The organism is Neorhizobium tunisiense (assembly GCF_039631515.1).
In the GTDB taxonomy this organism is placed as follows: domain Bacteria; phylum Pseudomonadota; class Alphaproteobacteria; order Rhizobiales; family Rhizobiaceae; genus Neorhizobium.
In genome coordinates, this window is record NZ_JBDIUU010000001.1 from 732,928 (window position 1) to 753,210 (window position 20,283).

19 protein-coding genes and 3 tRNA genes are annotated in these 20,283 nt (G+C 61.9%); 1 reads left to right on the forward strand and 21 read right to left on the reverse strand.

What is annotated here, in order from left to right; translation table 11 throughout:
• Nucleotides 1-53: 53 nt before the first annotated feature.
• From mce to ABCW43_RS03945, 21 genes are all read right to left on the reverse strand, one after another.
• A complete protein-coding gene (mce, locus tag ABCW43_RS03845) occupies nt 54-458 on the reverse strand; it encodes a methylmalonyl-CoA epimerase (protein ID WP_345922176.1) in 405 nt (134 codons plus the stop codon).
• Nucleotides 459-729: 271 nt separating this feature from the next.
• A complete protein-coding gene (locus tag ABCW43_RS03850) occupies nt 730-2,397 on the reverse strand; it encodes a ribonuclease J (protein ID WP_345922177.1) in 1,668 nt (555 codons plus the stop codon).
• Between the two features lie 9 nt (nt 2,398-2,406).
• Entirely contained in the window at nt 2,407-3,177 is a 771-nt protein-coding gene (locus ABCW43_RS03855; RefSeq protein WP_345922178.1) for a biotin--[acetyl-CoA-carboxylase] ligase, read from the reverse strand.
• A gap of 2 nt (nt 3,178-3,179) precedes the next feature.
• Nucleotides 3,180-4,622 carry an NADH-quinone oxidoreductase subunit NuoN gene (gene nuoN / locus ABCW43_RS03860; protein ID WP_345922179.1) on the reverse strand — a complete coding sequence of 481 codons (1,443 nt, stop codon included), beginning with the start codon at nt 4,620-4,622 and terminating at the stop codon, nt 3,180-3,182.
• A gap of 18 nt (nt 4,623-4,640) precedes the next feature.
• Nucleotides 4,641-6,152 (reverse strand): NADH-quinone oxidoreductase subunit M, encoded by a 1,512-nt coding sequence (locus tag ABCW43_RS03865; protein ID WP_345922180.1) that lies wholly within the window; start codon nt 6,150-6,152, stop codon nt 4,641-4,643.
• On the reverse strand, nt 6,152-8,152 hold the full coding sequence (gene nuoL, locus ABCW43_RS03870; protein WP_345922181.1) for an NADH-quinone oxidoreductase subunit L: 2,001 nt from the start codon (nt 8,150-8,152) through the stop codon (nt 6,152-6,154). The genes ABCW43_RS03865 and nuoL overlap by 1 nt, the downstream gene beginning before the upstream one ends.
• 7 nt (nt 8,153-8,159) lie before the next feature.
• Nucleotides 8,160-8,468 (reverse strand): NADH-quinone oxidoreductase subunit NuoK, encoded by a 309-nt coding sequence (nuoK, locus tag ABCW43_RS03875; protein WP_007772674.1) that lies wholly within the window; start codon nt 8,466-8,468, stop codon nt 8,160-8,162.
• A 22-nt stretch (nt 8,469-8,490) separates the two neighbouring features.
• Nucleotides 8,491-9,105, reverse strand: a complete 615-nt coding sequence (locus ABCW43_RS03880) for an NADH-quinone oxidoreductase subunit J (protein ID WP_345922182.1) — start codon at nt 9,103-9,105, stop codon at nt 8,491-8,493.
• A 132-nt stretch (nt 9,106-9,237) separates the two neighbouring features.
• A complete protein-coding gene (gene nuoI / locus ABCW43_RS03885; protein ID WP_113131579.1) occupies nt 9,238-9,729 on the reverse strand; it encodes an NADH-quinone oxidoreductase subunit NuoI in 492 nt (163 codons plus the stop codon).
• 34 nt (nt 9,730-9,763) lie between these two features.
• The gene (gene nuoH / locus ABCW43_RS03890; RefSeq protein ID WP_345922183.1) at nt 9,764-10,807 is read right to left on the reverse strand and encodes an NADH-quinone oxidoreductase subunit NuoH; all 1,044 of its coding nucleotides are present in this window, start codon (nt 10,805-10,807) and stop codon (nt 9,764-9,766) included.
• 8 nt (nt 10,808-10,815) lie between these two features.
• Complete coding sequence (gene nuoG, locus ABCW43_RS03895; protein WP_345922184.1) at nt 10,816-12,897, reverse strand: NADH-quinone oxidoreductase subunit NuoG; 2,082 nt, start codon at nt 12,895-12,897, stop codon at nt 10,816-10,818.
• 69 nt (nt 12,898-12,966) lie between these two features.
• Entirely contained in the window at nt 12,967-13,701 is a 735-nt protein-coding gene (locus ABCW43_RS03900; RefSeq protein ID WP_345922185.1) for a helix-hairpin-helix domain-containing protein, read from the reverse strand.
• Nucleotides 13,702-13,705: 4 nt separating this feature from the next.
• Nucleotides 13,706-15,010: an NADH-quinone oxidoreductase subunit NuoF gene (gene nuoF, locus ABCW43_RS03905; protein ID WP_345922186.1), complete on the reverse strand. Its 1,305-nt coding sequence runs from the start codon at nt 15,008-15,010 to the stop codon at nt 13,706-13,708.
• An 89-nt stretch (nt 15,011-15,099) separates the two neighbouring features.
• Nucleotides 15,100-16,038, reverse strand: a complete 939-nt coding sequence (gene nuoE / locus ABCW43_RS03910; RefSeq protein WP_345922187.1) for an NADH-quinone oxidoreductase subunit NuoE — start codon at nt 16,036-16,038, stop codon at nt 15,100-15,102.
• A gap of 16 nt (nt 16,039-16,054) precedes the next feature.
• Nucleotides 16,055-16,312: a hypothetical protein gene (locus ABCW43_RS03915; RefSeq protein WP_345922188.1), complete on the reverse strand. Its 258-nt coding sequence runs from the start codon at nt 16,310-16,312 to the stop codon at nt 16,055-16,057.
• Entirely contained in the window at nt 16,312-17,502 is a 1,191-nt protein-coding gene (locus tag ABCW43_RS03920; protein WP_345922189.1) for an NADH-quinone oxidoreductase subunit D, read from the reverse strand. The genes ABCW43_RS03915 and ABCW43_RS03920 overlap by 1 nt, the downstream gene beginning before the upstream one ends.
• Nucleotides 17,503-17,580: 78 nt before the next feature.
• Entirely contained in the window at nt 17,581-18,183 is a 603-nt protein-coding gene (locus ABCW43_RS03925; protein WP_345922190.1) for an NADH-quinone oxidoreductase subunit C, read from the reverse strand.
• 32 nt (nt 18,184-18,215) lie between these two features.
• Nucleotides 18,216-18,797, reverse strand: a complete 582-nt coding sequence (locus tag ABCW43_RS03930; protein ID WP_345922191.1) for a NuoB/complex I 20 kDa subunit family protein — start codon at nt 18,795-18,797, stop codon at nt 18,216-18,218.
• Nucleotides 18,788-19,153, reverse strand: coding sequence for an NADH-quinone oxidoreductase subunit A (locus tag ABCW43_RS03935; protein WP_210011501.1), 366 nt, complete (start codon nt 19,151-19,153; stop codon nt 18,788-18,790). Before ABCW43_RS03935 ends, ABCW43_RS03930 begins: the two co-directional genes overlap by 10 nt.
• 263 nt (nt 19,154-19,416) lie before the next feature.
• Nucleotides 19,417-19,493: transfer RNA gene (locus ABCW43_RS03940), tRNA-Asp, on the reverse strand.
• A 69-nt stretch (nt 19,494-19,562) separates the two neighbouring features.
• Nucleotides 19,563-19,639 (reverse strand) — tRNA-Asp (locus tag ABCW43_RS03945).
• A 265-nt stretch (nt 19,640-19,904) separates the two neighbouring features.
• Between ABCW43_RS03945 and ABCW43_RS03950 the strand changes: the two genes are divergently transcribed.
• Nucleotides 19,905-19,980, forward strand: a tRNA-Val gene (locus ABCW43_RS03950).
• Nucleotides 19,981-20,283 lie beyond the last annotated feature (303 nt).

A 20,283-nucleotide genomic window follows, 5' to 3' on the forward strand; every position in this document is an offset into this window, starting at 1 on the left:
AGGCAGGCAAGCTCAAACCTGAAGGCCCTGACGTGATGTCACAGCTGTGGGAATCATACCTGTTCGAGCTCGACCAGGGTGCCGTTGAAGTCCTTCGGATGCAGGAAAAGCACAGGTTTTCCATGGGCTCCAGTCTTCGGACTACCGTCTCCGAGGACCCGCGCACCGGCCGCTTTCAGCGCGTCACGCGCAGCGATGATATCGTCCACCTCGTAGCAGATATGGTGCATGCCGCCGGACGGGTTCTTCTCGAGGAAGGCCGCAATCGGCGAATCGACCCCAAGCGGCTCGAGCAATTCCACCTTGGTGTTGGGGAGCTCGACGAAGACCACGGTGACGCCGTGCTCAGGCAAGGCTTGCGCCTGCGAGACGCGGGCGCCGAGCGTATCGCGATAGGTCGAGGTCGCCGCGGCAAGGTCCGGCACGGCGATGGCGATGTGGTTTACGCGTCCGAGCATGGTTTGGTCCTCCCGAGTGTTGGTTCGTCGCCTATGGGACTGCCGCATATGGAGATGCGATGCAAGACAGTGCGGTGGGCTCCCGGTAATCTCCCCCCTTGAGGGGGAGATGTTACCGAAGGTGACAGAGGGGAGTGGCGACGGTGCGCAGATCAGGTGGCCGATGAACGTATGGAGAGGTTACCCCCTCTGCTCTGCCGGGCATCTCCCCCTCAAGGGGGGAGATCGACTCGTGGCATCGTCTCATTCCAAAAGTGGCAGCCCTCGCCCCTCAAAGCCGCGTAACGAACACCGTCACGATCGGTTTCTTGCCCCAGGCCTCGTTGGCGGCGGAGCGGACCGCGCGGCGGATCGCCTCGCGGACCATGTCGAGATCCTTGCGGCGGGCGCGCGGAATGCTCTCGACGGCGCCGAGCACGGCGTCATAGAGCGTATCCTCCATGTCCTCGCCCTCGTCGTCGAATTCCGGCAGGCCGAAGGCGATGAGGTCCGGGTCGGTCACGAAGTCGTAGCGGGCGTCGAGCAGGACGTTGACGGAGACGTGGCCGACGAAAGAGAGCTTGCGGCGGTCGCCGATGCCCATTTCCTCGAAGTCGCCGATCAGCTTGCCGTCCTTGAAGATGCGGCCATGCGGCGCCTCGTCGATGACTTCGGCCGGGCCGGGCGCGAGGCGCAGGATATCGCCGTTGCGGACGCGCGGGATGCTCTTGATGCCGGCGGATGCGCCGAGCTCGGCCTGCGCCGTCAGGTGGGCCGCCTCGCCGTGAACGGGCACGAGGATCTGCGGGCGGGTCCACTCGTACATCTGCACCAGTTCGCTGCGGCGCGGGTGGCCGGAGACGTGAACGAGGGCGTCGCTGTCGGTGACGATCTTGATGCCCTGCTCGATCAGGCCGTTCTTGATCTCGATGATCGCCTTTTCGTTGCCGGGAATGGTGCGCGAAGAGAAGACCACCGTATCGCCTGACGTCAGCGCCACGTGGCGCATCTCGTCGCGGGCGATCTTGGCAAGCGCTGCGCGCGGTTCGCCCTGGCTGCCGGTCAGGATCACCACGATCTTGTCGCGCGGGATATAGCCGTATTCGTCCTCCGCGATGAACGGCTTCAAACCCTCCATGATGCCGATATCGCGGGCGACGCCGACGACGCGCTTCAGCGACGAACCGAGCAGCAGCACTTCGCGGCCGGCTGCGTCCGCGGCCTGGGCGATCGAGCGAATGCGGCCGACATTCGACGAGAAGGTGGTGATCGCCACCCGGCCCTCGGCGGCCTCGATGATCTGGCGCAGGCCTTCGGAGACTTCCTCCTCGGAGGGCGAAACGCCCTCGCGCATGGAGTTGGTGCTGTCGCACATCAGTGCCAGCACGCCCTCGTCGCCGATCTTGCGGAAGCGGGCCTCGTCGGTGAACGGTCCGAGCGACGGCGCATGGTCGATCTTCCAGTCGCCGGTATGGACGACGTTGCCGAGCGGCGTGCGGATGACCAGCGACATCGGCTCGGGGATCGAGTGGTTGACGCCGATCGCCTCGATCTCGAACGGGCCGATATTGACGCGGTCGCCGGCCTTGAAGATCGTCACCGGGATTTCGGCGCGCGAACCTTCGTAATTGCGTTTCGCCTCCAGCATGCCGGCGGTGAACGGCGAGGCATAAACGGGCACGTTGAGGCCCGGCCAGAGGTCGTTCATCGCGCCGTAGTGGTCCTCATGCGCATGGGTGATGATCATCGCCTTGAGGTTGTTGCGCTGGCTGGCGAGGAAGCGGATGTCGGGCAGCACGAGATCGACGCCCGGCAGGTCAGGCCCCGGAAAGGTCACGCCGCAATCGACCATGATCCACTGGCGCTTCTCCGGCGTTCCATAGCCGTAGAGGGCGAGGTTCATGCCGATCTCGCCCACGCCGCCGAGCGGCAGAAAAACCAGTTCTTCTTGGTTTGCCATTTTCTTTGTCTATTCCATTCCTTGAAAAAATACATCACCGGCGGCGATCGGCTTAAGCGCGCCCAGTCCGGTATCGAGCAGCAGAAATCCTTTGTCATCGATACCTGCGAATGTGCCAACAAGCGAGCGATCCGGCAGGTTCACGGTGATTTTTTCGCCGATGCCGCAGGCGACCTCGCGCCAGCGCCGGCTGATTTCGGGCGTGCCCCGCCCCTCATCCCAGGATTCCAGAACCTGCGCCATCTCCCTGAAAAGATGCGCGAAAAGCTCCTCCGGCGAGATGTTGGCGCCGTGGTCGGCAAGCCGCGTGACCGCGTAAGCCGCACTGTCAGGCATGTGGCGGATATTGATGCCGATGCCGATCACGAGCGCGCGGCGGCCATCCGGCAGCCCCTCGCCTTCCAGCAGAATACCACAGGTCTTCCTGCGGCCGATCAGGATATCGTTCGGCCATTTGACATCGAGCGGCTCGCCGCCCGGCGGCAGAACGGATCTGATGGCGGCATGGACGGCGACGGCGACGGCGAGCGGCAACGAGCCGATGCGCTCCGGTGGCGCGGGATCGATCAGCAGCAGGGATGCATAGAGATTGCCGGGTTCGGACGTCCAGGCCCTGCCACGGCGGCCGCGGCCGGAGACCTGGCGCCTTGCCGTCAGCCACAACAAACCGGAATCGCCCGCGCGAGCGCGGGCGAGACATTCGCTATTGGTGGATCCGACTTCGTCGAGCGCCTCGTGGCGGAACGCATCGAGCGAGAAACGGCCCCTTGCTCCCGGCATTCTCAGAAGAAGGACTTCGCGGCAGCACTCGCCGCCGTACCGATCGGTCCGCCGATCAGCACATAGGCCGTGACGAAGAGGCCGGAGAGGCCGAAGACCAGACGCAGTTCGCCGGAGATGCGGGCGAACTCGCCCTTCGCTTCATCGAACCACATCAGCTTGACGATGCGCAGGTAATAATAGGCGCCGACGACGGAGGAAAGTACGCCGATGATCGCCAGCGCATAAAGCTTGGCTTCGATCGCCGCGACGAAGACGAAATACTTGGCGAAGAAGCCCGCGAGCGGCGGAATGCCGGCCATCGAGAACATCAGCGCGGTCAGCACCACGGCCATGAACGGCTTAGTGGAGGAGAGGCCGGCGAGATCGTCGACATTCTCGACATTGCCGCCTTCCTTGCGGCGCATCGCCATGATGCAGGCGAAAGTGCCCAAGGTCATGACCATGTAGATGGTCATATAGAGGACGACGCCGGAGACGCCGGTTTCGGTGCCGGCTGCGAGGCCGACGAGCGCGTAGCCCATGTGGCCAATCGAGGAATAGGCCATCAGTCGCTTGATGTTGCGCTGGCCGATCGCGGCGAACGAGCCGAGCAGCATGGAGGCGATCGAGACGAAGACGATGATCTGGCGCCAGTCGGCCACGAGCGGCAGGAAGGCATCCGAAACGATGCGAACCAGGATCGCCATGGCGGCAACCTTGGGGCCGGCTGCGAAGAAGGCGGTGACCGGGGTCGGGGCGCCTTCATAAACGTCCGGCGTCCACATGTGGAACGGTACGGCGGAGATCTTGAAGCAGGCGCCGGCGAGCACGAAGACCATGCCGAAGATGAGGCCCATGCCCCGAGTTTCGGCGGAGAGAACCTTGGCGATGCCCTCAAAGCCGGTATTGCCGGTGAAGCCGTAGACCAGCGACATGCCGTAGAGCATCATCCCGGAGGAAAGCGCACCGAGGACGAAGTATTTCAGGCCGGCTTCGGTCGAGCGCAGGCTGTCCCGATTGAAGGCAGCGATGACGTAGAGCGCCAGCGACATCAGTTCCAGCGCGAGATAGAAGGCGATCAGGTCGTTCGCAGAGATCAGCAGCAGCATGCCGAGCGTCGAGAGCACCAGCAGGACCGGGAACTCGAAACGGTTGAGCTGATCCGACTTGGCATGCCCGACGGACATCACCATGGCGGTGATCGAGCCGATCAGCGCCAGCACCTTCATGAAGCGGCTGAAGGCGTCGAGCTTGAAGGCGCCGCCATAGGCCACGCCCTCGCCGGGCATGAAGATCAGCCAGAGGCCGGCGACCGCCAGCAGCGCGACTGCAAGCCCCGTCACCGTCGGTGCGGACTTGTCGCCGGAAAAGACGCCGATCATCAGAAGAGCGAGCGCGCCCACGGCCAGGATGATCTCCGGCATCGAGAGCTGCAGGCTTAGGGAAAGAATTTCAGCGGTCATGTCCAGTCGTGTCCCGTCTCAGTGCGCGTTGAGCGCAAGCGTTTTCGCTGCTGCCAAGGCTGCGGAATAATTGTTCACCACGAGGTCTACGGAAGCCGCCGTCGCATCGAAGATCGGCGCAGGATAGAAGCCGTAGAAGATGGTGACCGCGATCAGCGGATAGAGGATGAGCTTTTCGCGGCCGGAAAGGTCGAGCAGGCCTTTAAGGCTTTCCTTTTCGAGCGCCCCGAAGATCACCCGGCGATAGAGCCAGAGAGCGTAGGAGGCCGAGAGGATGACGCCGGTCGCCGCAAACAGAGCTACCCAGGTGTTGACCCGGAAGACGCCGATGATCGTCAGGAATTCGCCGATAAAGCCGGACGTGCCGGGCAGGCCGACATTGGCCATGGTGAAGATCATGAAGGCGACGGCGTATTTCGGCATGTTGTTGACGAGGCCGCCATAGGCCGAGATTTCGCGGGTGTGGAGCCGGTCGTACACGACGCCGACGCAGAGGAAGAGTGCGCCGGAGACGATGCCGTGCGACAGCATCTGGAAGATCGCGCCCTGCACGCCCTGCACGTTCGCCGCAAAGATGCCCATGGTGACGTAGCCCATGTGGGCGACGGACGAATAGGCGATCAGCTTCTTGATGTCGTCCTGCATCATCGCCACCAGCGAGGTGTAGATGATAGCGATGACCGACAGCGAGAAGACCAGCGGCGCGAAATATTCCGAGGCGATCGGGAACATGGCGAGCGAGAAGCGGATCATCCCGTAGCCGCCGAGCTTCAGCATGACGCCTGCCAGGATGACCGAGCCTGCGGTCGGGGCCTGAACGTGAGCGTCCGGAAGCCAGGTATGGACCGGCCACATCGGCATCTTGACCGAGAAGGCCGCAAAGCAGGCGAGCCAGAGCCAGGTCTGCATGCCGGCCGGGAAGCCGTATTTCAGGAGTTCGGTCATGTCGGTCGTGCCGGCCTGCCAGTACATGGCCATGACAGCGAGCATCATCAGCACCGAGCCAAGCAGCGTATAGAGGAAGAACTTGTACGACGCGTAGACGCGGTCCTTGCCGCCCCACACACCGATGATGACGAACATCGGGATGAGGGTCGCCTCGAAGAAGACGTAGAAGAGCACCACATCGAGCGAGACGAAGACGCCGGTCATGACCACTTCCAGGAGCAGGAAGGCGATCATGTATTCCTTGAGACGCTTTTCGATCGTGTTCCAGCTGGCGAGCACGCAGAAGGGCATCAGGAAGGTCGTCAGGATGACGAACAGCATGGAGATGCCGTCGACGCCGAGATGATAGGAGATGCCGGTGCCGAGCCAGTTATGTTTCTCGACCATCTGGAAGCCGGCATTCGAATTGTCGAAGCCGATCCAGATGAAGAGCGAGACGATGAAGGTGAAGACCGTCGTGAACAGCGAGACGTTCAAGATGTTGCGGCGCCCGAAGGGGCCGTCTTCCCGTGTCAGAAGCAGCAACAGCACGCCGACCAGCGGCAGAAAGGTGACCGTCGAGAGAATTGGCCAGTCGGTCATTAGATTGAGCTCCCGAGCATCATCCAGGTGACGAGGGCGGCGATGCCGATCAGCATCGCGAACGCATAATGATAGAGATAACCGGACTGCAGCTTGACTACCCGGTTGGTGACGTCGACCACGCGGGCGGCAACGCCGTTCGGGCCGTAGGTATCGATGACGCCGACATCACCCTTCTTCCACAGGAACCGGCCGAGCGCCTTGGCGGAGCGGACGAAGAGGAAGTCGTAGAGCTCGTCGAAATACCACTTGTTGAGCAGGAACTCGTAGAGGACCTTCTGCGAAGCGGCCAGACGACGGGGCGTCGAGGGCGACTTGATGTAGAAGTACCAGGCGGTGACGAAACCGATCAGCATGGCGATGAAGGGGCTGAGGGCCACCAGCGCCGGCACATGATGGAATTCGTGCAGCAGTTCGTTGTGTTCGGAGGTGAACAGCGCGCCCTTCCAGAATTCGAGATATTCCTCGCCGTAGAAGTAACCTTCGAAGAGGACGCCGGCCAAAACCGCGCCGAGTGCCAGGAGATAGAGCGGGATCAGCATGACGCTCGGCGATTCATGCACGTGGTGCATGACATCGGCGGACGCGCGCGGCCTGCCGAAGAAGGTGAGGAAGGCAAGGCGCCAGGAATAGAAGCTGGTGAACAATGCGGCGATCACCAGGAGCGTGAAGGCGAAACCCGAGACCGGCGAATGCGAGGCATAGGCGGCTTCGATGATCACGTCCTTGGAGAAGAAGCCGGCAAAACCGATCGGCGTGAACGGAATGCCGACGCCGGTCAGCGCCAGGGTACCGATCGTCATCATCCAGAAGGTGATCGGGATGTGTTTGCGAAGGCCGCCCATGTAGCGCATGTCCTGCTCGCCATCGACGGCATGGATGACCGAACCGGCGCCAAGGAACAGCAGCGCCTTGAAGAAGGCGTGGGTGAAGAGATGGAAGATCGCCGCGCCATAGGCTCCGACGCCGAGCGCCACGAACATGTAGCCGAGCTGCGAGCAGGTCGAATAGGCGATGACGCGTTTGATGTCGTTCTGGACGAGGCCGACGGTCGCCGCGAAGAAGGCGGTGATCGCGCCGATGACGGTAACGACCAGCAGGGCGTTGGGCGATAGTTCGAAAATCGGCGACATGCGGGCGACGAGGAAGACGCCGGCGGTGACCATGGTCGCGGCATGGATGAGCGCCGAAACCGGGGTCGGGCCTTCCATTGCGTCCGGCAGCCAGGTGTGCAGCAGGAATTGCGCCGATTTGCCCATCGCGCCCATGAATAGCAGCAGGCAGACGACGGTGACGGCATTGGCCTTGTCGAGCGACATGCCGAAGATGTTGACGATCGCCTGGGCGGCTTCCGGCGACCCTTCGGCCGGCAGATAGGTGGCGGCTGCGGCGAAGATCGTCTCGAAGCTGATCGAACCGAACAGCACGAAGACGCCGGCAATGCCGAGCACGAAGCCGAAGTCGCCGACGCGGTTGACGATGAAGGCCTTTATCGCGGCAGCCGAGGCCGAGGGCTTCTTGTACCAGAAGCCGATCAGCAGATAGGACGCCAGGCCTACGCCTTCCCAGCCGAAGAACATCTGGGCGAGGTTGTCCGACGTGACCAGCATCAGCATCGCGAAGGTGAAGAGCGACAGGTAGGCGAAGAAGCGCGGGCGATGCGGGTCGTGGTGCATGTAGCCGATCGAATAGACATGCACGAGCGTCGAGACGGTATTGACGACGACGAACATGACCGCCGTCAGCGTGTCGATGCGGAACGCCCATTCGACGTCGATGCCGCCGGACTGGATCCAGCGCATCACCGGGACCTTGATCACCTCGCCGGCTTCGCCATGCGCAAGACCCACTTGCAAGAAGACGATCCAGGAGAGCACGGCCGCGATGATCATCAGGCCGCTGGTGACGTATTCGGATGCCTTAGCGCCGATCGAACGGCCGAAAAGGCCGGCGATCAGGAAGCCGATCAGGGGTAGGAAGACGATTGCCTTGTAGATCATGACCCGATCAGCCCTTCATCATATTGACGTCTTCGACGGCGATCGAACCGCGGTTGCGGTAGAAGACGACGAGAATTGCAAGACCGATGGCCGCTTCAGCGGCCGCCACGGTCAGAATGAACAATGCGAAGACCTGGCCGACGATGTCGTTCAGGAAGGAGGAGAAGGCCACCATGTTCAGGTTGACCGAGAGCAGGATGAGCTCCACCGACATCAGGATGATGATGACGTTCTTGCGGTTCAGGAAGATGCCGAAAACGCCGAGCGTGAAGAGGATGGCGCTGACCGTGAGATAATGGGAAAGTCCGATTTCCATTGCTTTAATCCTTTTTCCCGCCTCAGACGCCTTGACCCGGCTTGACCTTGACCACCTCGACGGCGGTCGCGGGCGTGCGGGCAACCTGCCTGGAAATATCCTGCCGCTTGATGTTGGTGCGGTGACGCAACGTCAGCACAATCGCGCCGATCATCGCCACCAGAAGCACCAGGCCGGCGATCTGGAAGAAGTAGACGTAATTCGTATAGAGCACGTCGCCGAGGGCGGCCGTATTGGTGCGGCTCGCCGGGTTTGGGATCGGCATGGTGATCGACTTCGCCGCCCCCGGGGTCAGCACGCTGCCGCCGACGACAACCACCAGTTCCGCAGCCACGATAAGGCCGACCAATATGCCGATCGGGGCATATTGCAGCACACCCGAGCGCAGTTCCGCAAAGTCGATATCGAGCATCATCACGACGAAGAGGAAGAGGACCGCCACCGCGCCGATATAGACGACCAGCAGGATCATCGCCAGGAATTCGGCGCCCGTCAGCAGGAAGAGGCCGGCTGCGTTGAAAAAGACCAGGATGAGGAACAGCACCGAGTGCACCGGGTTCTTGGCCGAAATGACCATGAACGCCGACGCCACCGCGATGAACGCGAAAAGATAAAAGAAGATTGCCTGCAGACCCATCGTGGTGCCTTTTCGTCCCTCACCGGGATCGGGGCGAGTGCCCCTACCCGTCGAAACCCGGCCTTGTGATAGGCGCCGGGCATTTCATCCAGATCTCACCGGCGCCAGGAGGGCACCGGAAAGCGCCCCGCCTCAGCGGTAGGGCGAATCGATTGCGATGTTGCGAGCGATTTCACGCTCCCAGCGGTCGCCGTTTTCCAGCAGACGCGCCTTGTCGAAATAGAGTTCTTCGCGCGTCTCGGTCGAGAATTCGAAGTTCGGGCCTTCGACGATCGCATCCACCGGGCAGGCTTCCTGGCAGAAGCCGCAATAGATGCACTTCACCATGTCGATATCGTAACGCACCGTGCGGCGGGTGCCGTCGTTGCGGCGCGGGCCGGCCTCGATGGTGATCGCCTGGGCAGGACAGATCGCCTCGCACAGCTTGCAGGCGATGCAGCGTTCCTCGCCGTTCGGATAACGGCGTAGCGCATGCTCGCCGCGGAAGCGCGGAGAGACGGGGCCCTTTTCGAACGGATAGTTGATCGTCGCCTTCTGCTTGAAGAAGTAGCGCATCGACAGGAAGAACGCCCCGACGAACTCCTTCAGGAACAGCGAATTCACGGCCTGGCCGAGACTTGCCATGTTTATTCTCCAATAATGCCGGAAGCGTGGATGGTCATGCCCATCCCATCAGCTTCAGCACGAATGCGGTGATGACGACCATGGCGAGCGACAGCGGCAGAAAAATCTTCCAGCCGAGGCGCATGAGCTGGTCGTAGCGGTAGCGCGGTACGAAGGCCTTGACCATGGCGAACATGAAGAAGACGAGCATCGACTTCAGCATGAACCAGACGATGCCCGGCACCCAGTTGAGAATCCAGATATCGACCGGCGGCAGCCAGCCCCCGAGGAACAGGATGGTCGTCAGCGCGCACATCAGGCAGACGGCCGCGTATTCGCCGAGCATGAACATCATGTATGGCGAGGAGCCGTATTCGACCATGAAGCCGGCAACCAGTTCCGATTCCGCCTCGGGAAGATCGAAAGGCGGGCGGTTGGTTTCGGCGAGTGCCGAGATGAAGAACACCACGAACATCGGGAACAACGCCAGCCAGTGCCAATCGAGGAACGAAGCGGGCAGGCCCATCATCGTGCCGAGGCCGTCATGCTGGGCATTGACGATGTCGGTTAGATTAAGCGACCCGACACAGAGCAGCACGGTGACGATGACGAAGCCGATCGAGACTTCGTAGGAGACCATCTGCGCCGCCGAGCGGAGCGCGCCGAGGAACGGGTATTTCGAGTTCGAAGCCCAGCCACCCATGATGATGCCGTAGACTTCGAGCGAGGAGATCGCAAAGATATAGAGGATGCCGACATTGATGTTGGCGATCACCCATCCATCTGCAAGCGGCACCACGGCCCAGGTCGACAGGGCCAGAAGCACGGCAACCAGCGGTGCGAGCAGGAAGACGGCCTTGTTGGCGCCGGCCGGAATGATCGGCTCCTTGAAGACGAACTTCAAAAGGTCGGCAAAGGACTGGAACAGGCCGAAGGGACCGACGACGTTCGGGCCGCGGCGCAGCTGGACGGCTGCCCAGATCTTGCGGTCGGCAAGCAGGACATAGGCGATGAAGACGAGCAGGCAAACCAGTAGCAGCAGCGACTGTGCCACCATGATGAGGCCTGGCCAGACATAGATGGAAAAGAACGAATCCATGTTCAAAATTACTCCGCCGCAGCCTGGAAATTGTTGCGGGCCAATGCCGAGCATTCCGCCATGACGGCAGATGCGCGGGCGATCGGGTTCGTCAAATAGAAGTCTTTGATCGGCGACGCAAACCCGGACTTCGTCATAGCAGCAGCTTTTTGGCCAAGTGCGGCAATTTCGTTCACCGAGCCCGCTGCGATCTCGTCGATGGCGGCGAAATGCGGGTAGTCCGCATAGAGTTTCGCGCGCAGGGCGCTCAGCGAATCGAAGGGCAGTTTGCTTCCGAGGACGTCGGAGAGCGCGCGGATGATCGCCCAGTCTTCGCGGGCCTCGCCCGGCGCGAAGCCGGCACGGTTGCCCATCTGGACGCGGCCTTCGGTGTTGACCCAGGTGCCCGACTTTTCCGTATAGGCTGCCCCCGGCAGGATGACGTCGGCATTGTGCGCGCCGGCATCGCCGTGGCTGCCGATATAGACGGTGAACTTGGCGCCCTTCTTCGAGAAGTCGAGTTCGTCGGCACCGAGCAGGAAGAGGACATCCATGCCGGCGACCATTTTGGCGGCATTGGCGCCCTTTTCACCCGGCACGAAGCCGAGGTCGAGGCCGCCGACGCGGGCAGCGGCGGTGTGGAGGACGGCAAAGCCGTTCCACTCGTCGGTCAATGCGCCGACCGACCCGGCAAGCTGGGCGGCGGCGGCGAGGATGGCGGCACCATCCGGGCGGGCGAGAGCCCCCTGCCCTACGATGATCATCGGATTTTTGGCAGCGCGCAGCTTGTCGGCAAAACCGTTCGCTCCGGAGGCGAGGTCGGACAGCGTTTCGGCGCCGGCACCGAGATAATCGTAGACATAACGCAGTTCGCTGACTTCGCCGATCACGCCGATCGGGAAGTTGCCGCGGCGGAAGCGCTTGCGGATGCGGGCGTTAAGGACGGCTGCCTCGAGGCGTGGGTTGGCGCCGACCAGAAGCAGAGCGCCGGCCTGTTCGATGCCCTCGATAGTCGGGTTGAAGAGGTAGCTTGCGCGGCCGAGCGACGGATCAAGCGCCGTCCCGTCCTGGCGACAGTCGAGGTTTTCCGATCCGAGCGACCGGACCAGCTCCTTCAGAGCGTACATTTCCTCGACCGAAGCCAGATCGCCGGCGATCGCGCCGATCTTTGCGGCAGAGGTGCCGGAAACCGCAGCCCTGATGGCGCCGAAGGCTTCGCCCCAGGACGCGGCCTGAAGGCGGCCGCCCTTGCGGACGTAGGGGCGATCGAGGCGCTGGGTCTTCAGGCCGTCCCAGATGAAGCGGGTCTTGTCGGAGATCCACTCCTCGTTCACCTGCTCGTTGACGCGCGGCATGATGCGCATCACCTCGCGACCGCGGGTGTCGACGCGGATCGCCGAGCCGACGGCGTCCATGACGTCGATCGATTCGGTCTTGTTGAGTTCCCATGGACGGGCGGTGAAGGCGAAGGGACGCGAGGTCAGTGCGCCGACCGGGCAAAGGTCGATGACGTTGCCCTGCAGCTCCGAGGTCATGGCGCTTTCGAGATAGGTGGTGATCTCGGCATCCTCGCCGCGGCCGATCAGGCCGAGTTCGGAAATGCCGCCGACTTCGGTGGTGAAGCGGACGCAGCGCGTGCAATGGATGCAGCGGTTCATCACGGTCTTGACCAGCGGGCCGATATACTTGTCTTCGACGGCACGCTTGTTTTCCGTATAGCGGGAACTGTCGATGCCGAAGGCCATTGCCTGGTCCTGCAGGTCGCATTCACCGCCCTGGTCGCAGATCGGGCAATCCAGCGGGTGGTTGATCAGCAGGAATTCCATCACGCCTTCGCGAGCCTTCTTGACCATTGGCGTGTTGGTGAAGATTTCCGGCAGTTCGCCGTTCGGGCCGCCGCGCACGTCGCGCACGCCCATGGCGCAGGAGGCTGCCGGCTTCGGCGGTCCGCCCTTCACTTCGATCAGGCACATGCGGCAATTGCCGGCAACCGAAAGACGTTCGTGGAAACAAAAGCGCGGGACCTCGGCGCCGGCTTCTTCGCATGCCTGCAGCAGCGTGAAATGATCCGGAACTTCGACCTCTTTGCCGTCAACCTTCAGCTTAACCATCGTCTCACTTACGTCCTTGGTTCCATCCTTTGGGTCTCCTGGGGGCAGGCGACTCGGGGACATATTCTTTTATTTCAACAGGGCTTTCGCCTGGCCGACCCAATCGTCGCGGCCGATGCGTCCGTCGAGCCCCAATTCCTTGTCGAAGCGGGCAATATCGGCTTCGCTCCAGGCTGCGACCTCAGCGAGGCTCGTCACACCCAATCCGTTCAGCACTTCCACCAGCTTCGGACCGACGCCCGAAATCTGTTTCAGATCGCCGCCGGCAGATGCCTTGGCCTTGACCGCCTTCGCCTTGGGCGCCGTTACCGTCTTCGCCTCGACTAGCGGCTTTGCCGGAGCCTTCGGAGCCACGGCCTTTGCCGTCGCAACCTTGGCCTTGGCGGCCGGCTTCTTGACCGATTCGGCCTTGGGCGCTGTTACAGTCGCCTTGCGAGCCGGCGCGGCCGGCTTTGCCTTCGGCTTTTCAACGATCGGCGCGGGTTCTGAGACCGCGGCCGCGGCGGTCGGGGCCGGCACTGGAGCCGGCGTTTCCGTGACAGCGGGCGCCTCAACCGGAGCCGCCGCGGACGGAGCTTCTTCAGCAGCCTTCTGACGGTTGCCCGCTTCCATCGCGCCCTGCAGCGCACCCAAGAAGACTCCGGCCATCTGCGCGGCGATGCCGAAGCCAACTGCCGTCGCGGCCGCCATATTCGCCATCAGCGGATTGTGCTTCATCGCCTCGGAAAAATCGGGCATTCGCGCCGGATCGAGCGCCGGACGATCCGTCGCCTCCCCTTCATGCTCTTTGCCCAGCTTGATCACGTGGCTACTCCGCAGCTTCCAGGACGGCGCCATGCGCCGTCGCGTTTCGGGTATACTGGTCGATACGCGCTTCGATCTCCGGACGAAAATGCCGGATCAGGCCCTGAACCGGCCAGGCCGCCGCATCGCCGAGCGCACAGATGGTGTGGCCTTCGATCTGCTTGGTCACCTGGAACAGCATGTCGATTTCGCGCTTCTGGGCATTGCCCTTGACCATGCGCTCGAGCACCCGCCACATCCAGCCGGTGCCTTCGCGGCACGGCGTGCACTGGCCGCAGCTCTCGTGCTTGAAGAAGGCCGAGATGCGGGCGATCGCCTTGATGACGTCGGTGGACTTGTCCATGACGATGGCGCCTGCCGTGCCGAAGGAGGAGCCGACGGCGCGCAGGCCGTCGAAATCCATCTGGCAGTCCATGATGTCCTTGGCCGGCACGATCGGGCAGGACGCGCCGCCCGGAATGACCGCCAGCAGATTGTCCCAGCCGCCGCGGATGCCGCCGGCATGCTTGTCGACCAGTTCACGGAAGGTGATGCCCATCACTTCTTCGACGGTGCACGGCTTGTTGACGTGGCCGGAGAGCATGAACAGCTTGGTGCCGACATTGTTCGGGCGGCCCATGGACGAGAACCAGCCGGCGCCGCGGCGCAGGATGGTCGGGGCAACCGCGATCGATTCGACGTTGTTGACCGTGGTCGGGCAGCCGTAGAGGCCCATGTTTGCCGGGAACGGCGGCTTCAGGCGCGGCTGGCCCTTCTTGCCTTCGAGGCTTTCGAGCAGCGCGGTCTCTTCGCCGCAGATATAGGCGCCGGCGCCGTGATGGAGGTAGATGTCGAAATCCCAGCCGAGCTTGCTGTTGCCCCCGAGAAGGCCGAAATCATAACATTCGTCGATCGCCGCCTGCAGCGCTTCGCGTTCGCGCATGTATTCGCCACGCACATAGATGTAGGCGGTATGCGCGCCCATGGCGAAACCGGCGATCACGCAGCCTTCGATCAGCGTATGCGGATCGTGGCGCATGATGTCGCGGTCCTTGCAGGTGCCGGGCTCGGATTCATCGGCGTTGACCACGAGGTAGTGCGGGCGGCCGTCGCTCTCCTTCGGCATGAAGGACCACTTGAGACCGGTCGGGAAGCCTGCGCCGCCACGACCGCGAAGGCCGGACGCCTTCATCTCGTTGATGATCCAGTCCCGGCCCTTCTCGAGGATTTCCTTGGTGCCGTCCCAATGGCCGCGGCTCATCGCGCCTTTCAGGGACTTGTCCTTGAGGCCGTAGATATTGGTAAAGATGCGATCCTGATCTTTCAACATGATCTATTCCACAAGTCCGTCGCGATTAAGCCGGTTGCCAGTCGATATATTGCAGCCTTTTTCAAAGGCCGCACACAAATTCTCAAATGTCACGACTCACCTTCAGTCGTGGTCTTGCGCCGTGTGCGCTTCGGCTTCAAGTCCCCGGAGACCGCGCCGGGTTCCGGCGGCGCGCCTTCCGCTGCACTGCCGGGCGTCTTCGGAGCCGGTTTGCTCTTTGCGGTCGCCGAGGGCTGCTTCTCTGCGGCCTTGGCATTCGCGGCCGCCGCCGCCGGGGCGGTGGCAGGGGTCTTCAGTTTCGGGTCCGTCTCCGGCGCCGTGTCCTTCGGACGAGCGGCATCGGCCGGAGGAATGCTTGCCGCGGCAGCCGCCTCTTCGGCGCTCGGATGCGGATCGAGATTGGTGCGGACCGGCTTGATCTCGTCGTTCAACGTCTGCGGACCGCCCACGGGGGCCGAGAAGATGCGGTCGATCTGCGGGCCTGGCTTGATTTCGTGGCCCTTGCCAGCTTCGAAAGCATCGATGATCTCTTCGAGGCGCTCGGGCGTCAGGTCCTCATAGGCATCCCTGAAGATGATGACCATCGGCGCGTTGACGCAGGCGCCCTGACACTCGACCTCTTCCCACGACAGCGTGCCGTCGGCGTTCAGCGCAAACGGATCGTGATGGATCTTGTGCTGACAGACCTTCATCAGGTCCTCGGCGCCGCGCAGCATGCAGGGGGTGGTGCCGCAGACCTGGATATGGGCGCGAGTGCCGACCGGCTTCAGCTGGAACTGGGTGTAGAAGGTCGCGACTTCGAGGACGCGGATATAGGGCATGTCGAGCTTGTTTGCGACGAACTCGATCGCCGCGCGGGTCACCCAGCCATCCTGTTCCTGCGCACGCATCAGAAGCGGGATGACAGCCGATTGCTGCCGGCCTGCCGGATATTTCCTGATCGTTGCCTCGGCCCAGACGGAATTCTCGTCATTGAAGGCGAATATTGCCGGCTGCACCTGGTCTTCGGCTAATCGACGAACGGACATTCTTTTCCACGCCTTATCAGTTTATGGATCCACACCGCGATTTCGTGAGCGACACGAATTCGCAGGCATAGGCAGACTTGTCTTTCTGCATGAACACTATGAACTTTGTTCCACTGGGAACGGAGGTTTTGATCTCATATCCTTCGGACAGGAGATCGCGCATCGATTTCGATCCGCCGCCTTGCGTCGAAATCGCACCATCCGTCTGAGCCTGCTGCGCGAACGCAACCGGGGCAGCAGAGATAACGGCAGCGAAAACGACGGCGCGCAGCATCAGCGGTCTACCTCACCGAACACGATATCGATCGAGCCGAGCACCGCCGAGACGTCAGCCAGCTGGTGACCCCGACAGATGAAATCCATGGCCTGGAGATGGGCGTAACCCGGCGCGCGGATCTTGCAGCGATAGGGCTTGTTGGTGCCGTCGGCGACCAGGAAGACGCCGAATTCGCCCTTCGGGGCTTCAACCGCCGCGTAAACCTCGCCGGCGGGCACGTGATACCCTTCGGTATAGAGCTTGAAGTGATGGATCAGCGCTTCCATCGACCGCTTCATCTCGCCGCGCTTCGGCGGCACGACCTTGCCGTCCGTAGACGAGAACGGGCCGGTCCTGGCATCACCGAGCAGGCGGTTGACGCACTGCTTCATGATCTTCACCGATTCGCGCATCTCAATCATGCGGATCAGGTAACGGTCGTAGCAGTCGCCGTTCTTGCCGATCGGGATGTCGAATTCCATCTCCGAATAGCACTCGTAGGGCTGCGCGCGGCGCAGATCCCAGGCCGCGCCCGAACCGCGGACCATGACGCCGGAAAAGCCCCAGGCCCAGGCGTCTTCGAGCTTGACGACGCCGATATCGACGTTGCGCTGCTTGAAGATGCGGTTGCCGGTGAGCAGATCATCGATGTCGTCGAGCTTTGCCGGGAACTCATCGCACCACTTGCCGATATCCTCGACCAGTTCCGGCGGCAGGTCCTGATGGACACCGCCCGGACGGAAATAGGCCGCATGCATGCGAGAGCCGGAGGCGCGCTCGTAGAATACCATCAGCTTTTCGCGCTCTTCGAAACCCCAGAGCGGCGGCGTCAGCGCACCGACGTCCATGGCCTGCGTCGTGACGTTCAAGAGATGCGAGAGGATGCGACCGATTTCCGAATAGAGCACGCGGATCAGCTGGCCGCGGATCGGGATCTGGATATCCAGGAGCTTTTCGACGGCAAGCGCGAACGCATGTTCCTGGTTCATCGGCGCGACGTAATCGAGGCGGTCGAAATAGGGAATCGCCTGCAGATAGGTCTTGGTCTCGATCAGCTTCTCGGTGCCGCGGTGAAGCAGGCCGATATGCGGATCGACACGCTCGACGATTTCGCCATCAAGTTCCAGGACGAGGCGCAACACGCCATGCGCCGCCGGATGCTGCGGTCCGAAATTGATATTGAAATTGCGGACGTTATGTTCAGTCATTCTGCTTACTCCATGCCGGGCGGAGCGGCGCACCGGGCGGGAAAGAAGTGCGGACGGACGGCGCGACTGCGCCGATCCTTAAGCTTTCGCCTTTTCATCCCCGGGAAGAACGTAATCCGTCCCTTCCCATGGGCTCAAGAAATCGAAACTGCGGAATTCCTGGCGCAGCTCGACGGGTTCGTAGACGACGCGCTTGGCGTTGTCGTCATAGCGAACCTCGACGAACCCGGTGGTCGGGAAATCCTTGCGCAGTGGGTGGCCCTCGAAACCGTAATCCGTCAGGATGCGGCGCAGGTCCGGGTGGCCGGTGAAGAGGATGCCATACATGTCCCAGGCTTCGCGCTCGAACCAGTCGGCGCCGGGATAGACCGGGCAGGCCGACGGAACGGGCTCGTCCTCGGCGGTCGCGACCTTGATGCGGATACGCTGGTTCTGGCGGGGCGACAGGAGATGGTAGACGACGTCGAAACGCTTTTCGCGCGCCGGATAGTCCACACCGCAGATATCGATGAAGCTGATGAACCCGCACTGCACATCGTCACGCAGGAAGGCGAGCAGCGGCAGCAAGGTTTCCGCCGTCGCAGTCAACGTCAGCTCGCCATAGGCGACCTGCGCATCGGCCACGAGGGACGGGCGCGCTTCGCGGATGTAGGTCGAAAGCTCGTTCAGGGCTTCACTCATGATCTTGTCCAATTACCCTTGGCCTGTGGCCCTCAGCGCTCGATCGTGCCGGTCCGCCGGATCTTCTTCTGCAGCAGAAGCACGCCGTAGAGCAGTGCCTCCGCCGTGGGGGGACAGCCCGGAACATAGATGTCGATCGGCACGATGCGATCGCAGCCGCGCACCACTGAATAGGAATAGTGGTAATAACCGCCGCCATTGGCGCAGGAACCCATCGAAATGACGTAACGCGGCTCCGGCATCTGGTCATAGACCTTGCGGAGCGCCGGCGCCATCTTGTTGGTCAGCGTGCCGGCAACGATCATCACGTCCGACTGGCGCGGCGAGGCGCGGGGCGCGAAACCAAAGCGCTCGACGTCGTAACGCGGCATCGAGAGCTGCATCATCTCGACCGCGCAGCAGGCGAGGCCAAAGGTCATCCACATCAGCGACCCGGTGCGGGCCCAGGTGATCAGCTCGTCGGTGGAGGTAACGAGAAAACCCTTGTCGGCGAGCTCATTGTTGATCTCGCCGAAGAACGCGTCGTCGCTGCCGATGGGCTTGCCGGTATTCGGATCGATAATGCCCTTGGGTTGCGGCGCGACGAGAGTGCTGCCGGTGTCGACTACTCCCATTCCAGCGCTCCTTTCTTCCATTCATAGATGAAGCCGATCGTCAGAACGGCGAGGAATACCATCATCGACCAGAAGCCGAACCAGCCAATCTCACCGAAGGACACGGCCCACGGGAAAAGGAAGGCGACTTCGAGGTCGAAGATGATGAAGAGGATCGAGACGAGGTAGAATCGGATGTCGAACTTCATGCGCGCATCGTCGAAGGCGTTGAAGCCGCATTCGTAGGCCGACAGCTTTTCCGAATCGGGCGCCTTGTAGGCGACGGCGAAGGGCGCAACCAGAAGCGCGATGCCGATCACCAGAGAAATGCCGATGAAAATCGCGATCGGGATATAGGAAGTGAGGAGTTCACTCATTGTATTCGATCCCAGCTTGCCTGAAGCGTCGGGAGACGACGCCTAATATCAATGCACAGGCAAAGCGAACGTGCATTGCAACAAGCCGTGGTTAGCGCAGCCGAAGCCGCGGCGCAAGCGTTTTGAATGTCGCATCCTGTGCCAAAATAGAGCATTTCAAACGATTACCGGCGGCTGTATCACGGCGACAGCCAAAGACGACGAGCAGGAAGGCCGATGAAAGCCAAATCGTTTTCAGTGAATACGGTTTTCCGAGTGATAAATGGCGCGAGTGACGGGGCTCGAACCCGCGACCTCCGGCGTGACAGGCCGGCACTCTAACCGACTGAGCTACACCCGCGCATATTGCCGACTGGCGGCACGCCCTCTACGCAAAGAGCGCAAAAAGCGGGTTGTTCGAAGAAGAGAATGGCGCGAGTGACGGGGCTCGAACCCGCGACCTCCGGCGTGACAGGCCGGCACTCTAACCAACTGAGCTACACCCGCGCATTTCTCTTGAGGTCGAAACCTCCTCACCGGGCGACCTCGATCGCTCGGTTGAGCGGCTAACTAAGAGGTTCGGGATCGGGTGTCAAGCGCGTTTCAAGACAAAAGGATGACGTCCCGTCGCTTTCCCCTCCCCCGCCCCCGTCCAGTCGGCTCTTCCCCAAAATTTTCAAAAAAACATCATGAAAGGCCTTGCGGTTTTTCCGCGATCCGCATAGATCACGGCCACCGACGCGGCGGGCTTCACGGCTCCGCAAACGCGAACGGGCGATTAGCTCAGTTGGTAGAGCGCCTCGTTTACACCGAGGATGTCGGGAGTTCGAGTCTCTCATCGCCCACCATTCCCAATTTTCTTCTCATGTCATTTCGGCTTTTTTGCCAAAACAGAACCTCGCGCATTCCGGTTTTCGGCCGAGCATATGCAGTCCCGCTCGATTCTCCTGGCTATCGCGGGGAAGAACATCTGCCGTGAGCGCGACGGCTCGTTCCATTTCGGCCACCCCAGAACATCCGATCCGTGAGGCATATCAGGCGCTTCACTACCGGACGCTTCCGCGTGCCATCGATCATTCATCGAATCTTTTCCGCCATTTCGTCCCCGCTCCTCAACCCGTTCCTAAAATCGGGTTCTGAAACGCCCGCCT